The 6,382-nt window shown below is 38.4% G+C and carries 8 protein-coding genes and 2 pseudogenes; 7 read left to right on the forward strand and 3 right to left on the reverse strand.

Annotation, left to right across the window (positions count from 1 at the left end; genetic code table 11):
- Positions 1-225 precede the first annotated feature (225 nt).
- From V6C71_08230 to V6C71_08240, 3 genes are all read left to right on the forward strand, one after another.
- Positions 226-363 carry a hypothetical protein gene (locus V6C71_08230; protein ID HEY9768487.1) on the forward strand — a complete coding sequence of 46 codons (138 nt, stop codon included), beginning with the start codon at positions 226-228 and terminating at the stop codon, positions 361-363.
- A gap of 58 nt (positions 364-421) precedes the next feature.
- A complete protein-coding gene (locus V6C71_08235) occupies positions 422-904 on the forward strand; it encodes a hypothetical protein (protein ID HEY9768488.1) in 483 nt (160 codons plus the stop codon).
- A 253-nt stretch (positions 905-1,157) separates the two neighbouring features.
- Positions 1,158-1,739, forward strand: coding sequence for a hypothetical protein (locus tag V6C71_08240; GenBank protein ID HEY9768489.1), 582 nt, complete (start codon positions 1,158-1,160; stop codon positions 1,737-1,739).
- Between the two features lie 63 nt (positions 1,740-1,802).
- On the opposite strand, the gene V6C71_08245 is transcribed toward V6C71_08240, so the two are convergent.
- Together V6C71_08245 and V6C71_08250 are read right to left on the reverse strand one after the other, a co-directional pair.
- Positions 1,803-1,958 (reverse strand): hypothetical protein, encoded by a 156-nt coding sequence (locus V6C71_08245; protein HEY9768490.1) that lies wholly within the window; start codon positions 1,956-1,958, stop codon positions 1,803-1,805.
- Positions 1,959-2,340: 382 nt separating this feature from the next.
- The gene (locus tag V6C71_08250) at positions 2,341-2,556 is read right to left on the reverse strand and encodes a CRISPR-associated endonuclease Cas2 (protein HEY9768491.1); all 216 of its coding nucleotides are present in this window, start codon (positions 2,554-2,556) and stop codon (positions 2,341-2,343) included.
- A 134-nt stretch (positions 2,557-2,690) separates the two neighbouring features.
- Here V6C71_08250 and V6C71_08255 point away from each other — a divergent pair.
- The 4 genes and pseudogenes from V6C71_08255 (at position 2,691) to V6C71_08270 (ending at position 5,115) form a co-directional block, all read left to right on the forward strand.
- Positions 2,691-2,978, forward strand: a pseudogene (locus V6C71_08255) (hypothetical protein).
- A gap of 48 nt (positions 2,979-3,026) precedes the next feature.
- Positions 3,027-3,862 (forward strand): annotated as a pseudogene (locus V6C71_08260) (IS5 family transposase).
- Positions 3,863-4,048: 186 nt separating this feature from the next.
- On the forward strand, positions 4,049-4,288 hold the full coding sequence (locus V6C71_08265) for a hypothetical protein (protein ID HEY9768492.1): 240 nt from the start codon (positions 4,049-4,051) through the stop codon (positions 4,286-4,288).
- A 170-nt stretch (positions 4,289-4,458) separates the two neighbouring features.
- A complete protein-coding gene (locus V6C71_08270) occupies positions 4,459-5,115 on the forward strand; it encodes a HEAT repeat domain-containing protein (protein ID HEY9768493.1) in 657 nt (218 codons plus the stop codon).
- A gap of 920 nt (positions 5,116-6,035) precedes the next feature.
- Here the strand turns inward: V6C71_08270 and V6C71_08275 are convergent.
- Positions 6,036-6,382 (reverse strand): IS701 family transposase (locus V6C71_08275; GenBank protein ID HEY9768494.1); only part of this gene is annotated, 347 nt, incomplete at its 5' end.

The following is a 6,382-nucleotide window of genomic DNA, read 5'->3' on the forward strand; positions in this document are numbered from 1 at the left end:
AAAACTCATGAAATTGCGGGGCGTATCTTTGACAATGAATACGATCTGGCTATGACAATTATTCAAGCAATGAATCGAAGAAGTAAACAAGGCGATTACCACTTGAAGCGTTTTATATTTAATTCTGCCTAGCTACTTACTTGTCCTAATTTCAACAACTTCTACGAATCTAACGGTCGTGGTTGGTGTGAATTCTTTAACCAACAGGCAAGAGCGCATCACGAAATGACAAATGACTGTGTTGTTAGTTCAGAAACATTAATTCAACAACGAGAAATCTCCTCCGTGATCGACACCAAAGGAGAAAGAGAGTTAATCACCATTGAATTTGCGACTAATATTCACCCCGAAGAAACCGAGTAACGAGGTAGAAGTAAAAAGTTCCTTTAGCTATCGGGCAATCATCTACAAGATAGTAGGAATGGAATTACTAGACTCGCAAACACCATCAGGAAAACTCTTATACCAGCCCAGTTGGAAATACAAAATCAGCGATGGTCAGCAAACCTACTGCAAAGATGAAACCGCTTTAGTTTTGGCTGGCGATAGTCGCCAAATTAAAACTACTCCTGTATTTACTACTGAGCCACTTGAATCAGTGGATGACCAACCTCATTCTCTGTACAAGGTAGGAAGTCTAGTTAAAGTTATCGATCCTGCCGAAAACCATACTAAGTGGGCAGTCTTTGAAGTAGCCGAATGCAAATACAATCAAAGTCTTTACCGCAACACTGAGTCCTATCTCAACGAACCTCAATGGTACTATCGATTAGTCAGTAATGTTGATGCAAGTACCATTAGTAAATTACTCTGGGTCAGAGAGGATGAGATCTGTCCTAAAGGATACCGCTTCGCATATCAATTTGACATGGCTCACAACATTTGCACTCAATACATCTTTTAGTCCGACGGTTCGGCAATTGTCTTATCTCCATCATGGCGATCGCTGCCGAACTAGCTCAATATTTCTGAGCTAGTGTCCCACTTTAACCCTTTACTGGGACAGTGTTTTCTAAAACTACCGCCAAATAGTTATCACAGACGATAAGAGATTTAATTTCTAATAACTGTAAGTGGGACAGTTTTGCTCAAAAAAGCTTTTGGCGACCAAAATTTCCCCTCTGCTCAACAAACACCTAGAGGCAAACTAACGCGGGTTGGAAACGCGCGGAGGAATTCTAGACACCAAAATTTTTTTACCCCCTTGTGGTGGTGGTCAACTCATGGAAGAGCAACATTTATCGGCGGCGCAAGTAGCTAAATTAGTTCGAGTTCACTACCGAACGAGCGAAAATTGGGCGGCACGGGGCTATTTAGAGCGCGATTTGGGTAAATATGGGGTAATCTCGGCGCTTTGCTATCGTCTCTCTCAGCTAGAGAAAGAAATAGGCAGCTTGAAAGACAATCCTAAAGCCGAATTACAGTTCCAGAAGCTATCCGCCGAGGTATCCGAGCGTGTAGCGCTCGCTAGAATCAAAAACCTGGAGGCGGATCTACTGGAAAGCAAACTAGTCGATACTGAAGAGGTTTTGATTGCCTGGAGAAAAGCGATCGCCAGAACCAAAGCTAAATTCATTGCTATTCCCGCTAAATTGGCTCTGGAGTTGTTGGTAATGGATGAACCAGCACAAATACAGATTTTGCTCAATCAAGTCATTCACGAGGCTTTGGCAGAATTGGGAAATATTTGTTGGCGACTCCCAACACTGAAAGCGAAGGAGTCGCCAACAAATATTTGAAAAATTTTAAATATCAAATATTTTATTTTCAAATTAATCTATTAAACCTTTTAAATAGATTAATTACTCTTCTTTTTGTTTAATAATATCAGGTACAACTTTCTCTTCTTTAGGTAATGGTTGTTCTACCGTATTTACTAACAAATATAATCCTATCCACCAATACAACAACGGTCCCCCAACTCCTAAAACTAGCCCAGATAATAATAATTTATTCATTCATATATCTCTCCTTATAACTGCTTATATTTATATATACTTTGTTTTTATTCAATAGTTTGAGTAATTAAAGAGACTTTTTTAGGGTCTTTTTATGAAGACCCTTTTTTTTTTAATTTGTTTCCATTCAATTAGTTTCTTTAGTAATTAGAGAGTGCTTCCATTAAAATCTAGATATAGTATGTTGTCTAGAGACCGTTTGCGAGGCTCAAAAAAAATTGAGCAAGTCAGGCTGTAAGGAAAACCAGCAAAAACCTTTGAAAACTATACATAGTAAGCAGTCGAAACTCACAAGAATATAATAATGGTTACAGCGGTTTTGGTTGAGCGTCGCCAAAATTATTAAATAATAAAACCAAATCACTAACAAATACGATTGCCTTTAGATAATCGTCGAACTAGGCAGTTGGGTTAGGTTATTTCCTATAGCCCAAGTTGTTACTTGCTGTAAAGTATGTCGAGTTATCGGGTAAATTCTAATACTATCCTCGTCTAATTTAATCTTCTTTTTAAGGCGATGGCAACAAGGAATAATTGCCCACTTTCTATGCCCGAAATTAAATTCTTGAGTGACACGAGAGATTATAGTAATTCCCACAGTAATCTCACTATCAGGAGAATGCCGTTTGCATTGTAAATAATCCGAATAACGAACAGTCCAACGCTGGAGCTAAATGGACGATTCCCGACGCGAAAGAATATTATCTTTCCTACTAGCTTAAGTTCGATAAAGGCTTTGATTTTGATGGCGACAAGTTTAGTGGCGGTAAGCTACCAGGACTAGGTGAAGGCGATCTCGCATCTGGAGGAACAAAACCTAACGGCAACAACGGCTTCACTTCTAGATATATGTGGTGCGAAGGTGGCAAAGCTACTGTGTATCTATATCACATGGATCAGCCTGGAACTTATGGCGAAGATATTTTACTCAAAGGAAAAGACGGACAAGATAAGTATTTTCAACCTGGCAAATGGCACAATTTGGTTCAACGTGTTGAGGTTAATAGACCTCTTGCATAACTATGATAATTTCTAATATGAATAGAGGTAATAAGGGTAATTCGTAGTATGAGATATGAAACAGCCAAGGATTTTAGCCAAAGCGACTTTAAAACAACGTATGGCGTATATTCTCAGATTTTTGAGGTTATGGTAAAAGTAGCAAAAGTAGAAAGAATGCTCCAAAAAAAGACAGGTAGAAACGATAAATTAATCATTGAAGACCAAGTATTGATGACACTATCCTATTGGCGAGAGTATAGAACGTATTTTCATCTGGCACAAAACTGGGGAATTAATGAATCAACAGCTTAGCGAATAATTAGGCGTACAGAAGACATATTAATCAAATCAGGAGTTTTTGCTTTACCCGGCAAAAAAGTATTAATTAAGCCAGAAACAGTTGTGGTAGACGTAACAGAACACGAAGTAGAACGTCCAAAAAAAAACAGAAAGCATACTATAGTGGTAAACAAAAGAAACATACACTTAAATCCTAGATAGTTGTGGATATCAAGAGCAAGTCAATAATCTGTATAGCCTAGGGAAAAGGAAAGCAGCACGATTTTAAAATTTGGAAACCAAGTCTAACTAAAGCCAAAAAGTCAATTAAACAATTGGGAGACAAGGGATACCAAGGAATTCAAAAATATCATGCAAATAGTCAAACGCCTATTAAGAAGAAGCGTGGCAAAAAGCTAGATAGAGAGTCAAAAAAAACCAACCAAAAGTTAGCCAGAGAAAGAATAATAATTGAACATATTAATCGTCGTCTCAAAAAATTTAAATTATTATCATCTCGATATAGGAATAGAAGAAGAAGGATTAATTTGAGACTGAGTTTAATAGCAGGTATTTATAATTATGGACTTAATTATCGGATAAAAAATACGATTTATCTGTAGTTATGCAAGAGGTCTATTCAACTCATGTACTGGCAAAGGTTCGGGAACTGACCCACTTGGAATAATCTCATCGAAACTCTACGCTATGCCTTAAATACCCTAGCTGAAGTCGCCCCAGAGTGGCTGGGAGCCGATCTTCAAGGTGAATGGTGTGACCGCTATAGAAAAAGAGTAGAAAATACTCGTTTGCCCCGGCAAAAAGACGAGCGTAATGCTTTGGCAGTAGGAGTTGGCCAAGATGGGTTTGATTTACTTGATGCCATATATGTCCCTACAGCACCAATTGAACTGCGTTGGCTCAAGGCAGTAGAAACACTACGTCAAGTGTGGCTACAACAATATTATGCACCCACGCCTGAAATACAACTAATAGACTTGTCCGAAAATAAGCAACACCGGATAAGCCAATGGATAGAGGTTGGTTAATTGAATAAATATTCAACTAACGAATATCTAGTTCGTTTGACGCTCACGTTGAAAAAGAACCGATTTTTGGTCAACTTTACCAATTTTACTGCTCCAATCAACCGTTCGGAGTATGGCAAGTTATTGTAATAAGACTTAACATAATTTATAGTTACTTTAAAAATAGTCTTATGGAACTGCATCAGATTGAAACTTACCTCGATAGTCAAGATCCTCAAAATCGCATGAAAGCGATTACCGAGTTGAGAAACTACGAACCTAATTTGGCTATCCCCCTACTGAAGCGAACCATGGATGATGGAGAATTTATTATTCGTTCTTTTGTGGCTAGGGGTTTGGGGTATAAATGTACAGATGAAGGCTTTGAGTTGTTGCTGGATTTAATCGAACAAAACAGCGATTACAATGTTAGAGCTGAAGCCGCCAATTCTCTGGCTAAATATGGTCAAGATGCAATCCCCTATCTGGTGAAATTATTCCAACGAGACTCTAATTGGTTAGTACGATTTAGCATCTTTGCAGCTATCGACGCTACACAATATCCAGCAACTCTCTTAGAACTATCAGTTTTAGGACTCACAGGAGACGATCCAGTTGTCAAACAAACAGTACTAGCTAGTTTGGGACAATTAGCTCAAACGCCACAAGAATCGAGAGCTTTAGAACTTCTGCTCTCAGCAGCTCAATCGCAGCAAGCGCCAATTCGCGCCATAGCAGCAAGAGTTTTGAGAAATTTTGAAACTCCAAAAGCAGAAGCTGCTCTAGCGAATCTACGACGGGATTCCGATTATCGAGTCGTCGGTGCAACTCTCGAAGGACTTGTTTAGAGCCAAGGAAATTGAAGCCCTCATTTTAAGCTCCGTGAAATAAGTAGAGTGTTTGCTAGCTATTTATCAAAACTATATTTTGATTATCTGCTCAAATCTACCTCACGGTAATTTAGCTGGATAATCTTGCTTGATTATGACGAATTTGTCTTTCAATATAAAACTCCCTCAACAATGGCTGAGACTTCTACCACTCTCGGTTCCTCAACTTAAATTGAGGAAGTCCTATTGCCTGGTTGAAAAACTTGTCTGCTCGTCGTGTGTCTGAATAAAAATTTCATTTGAGTAGTTAACGAGTAGCTACTGCTGCCAAAAAAATGAGTCTGACAGCAATATTCTGGGCGGTAAATAGTTCTTGCTACAAAGCCGCTGTAAATTCAAATTACAATTTTCAGTTTTAGTTAATGTTTTTTAATCTTCTTCAAGTAACAAAAGAATACTGGCGCCAGCTAGATGAACTAAAGATTGCTTATCAGCAAGGTGAAATCACTCTAGAGGAACGTAAATAGCCAGAGTAGTTGATTTAATGGCCGAACTAGCTGTTGAACGCCGCGCCGCTTTTAGCTATTTTTGGCAAAGCTGGCTGCATTGGATGACGACACACAACGAGACTGTCATAGGTTTAGCTATCGTAGGGCTGCTCGCTTATGCTTGGGTGCTGACCAGTACGGTATCCTCAACTTTGACGTTCTCCTAACTCTACAATTGTAGATAGAATAAGAGAAAAACTCAACGCAGAAAGTGATGGGACAAGAAACTCTTAACTTATTTCCTAAAGCCGAGTTGAATTAGTAGTTGTCATTAAACCTAAAGATTTGACTCCCTTCTCTTAAAATTTTAGTCGATCTCGATCGATAGCTCGTTTCAACTCTAGCCCTCTTTTGTCACTTTCCGAAATTAAGGAGTAGCAGAAATAGAATTTAGCCATCAGGGAAATGGAAAGAAAATTGATTCATGACACTAATGAGTTGATGAAAACCAAGTAGTAAATGCCGATTGGGGAAAATGTCTAACCAAGGAATAATCATCCAAAATAAAATAGTCGGTTGAATAATTAAACGAAGGTTGTTCAAAGTAGTCTTCCATCCTTCTTGATCTGACCATTGTTGATGAAGAGAAAAATCACAAAAAAGCTCAATTGATACAGTATTAGAACTAGATAAAGCCGAGGATTGATTCAAATTACTAAAAGCTTGAGAATGGGAACTAATCATCCAGTAAGCCGAAAAAATTATTTCCCACCACTTATTAATTTCTTGAAAATCAG

It is taken from the genome of Coleofasciculaceae cyanobacterium, assembly GCA_036703275.1.
Classification (GTDB): domain Bacteria; phylum Cyanobacteriota; class Cyanobacteriia; order Cyanobacteriales; family Xenococcaceae; genus Waterburya.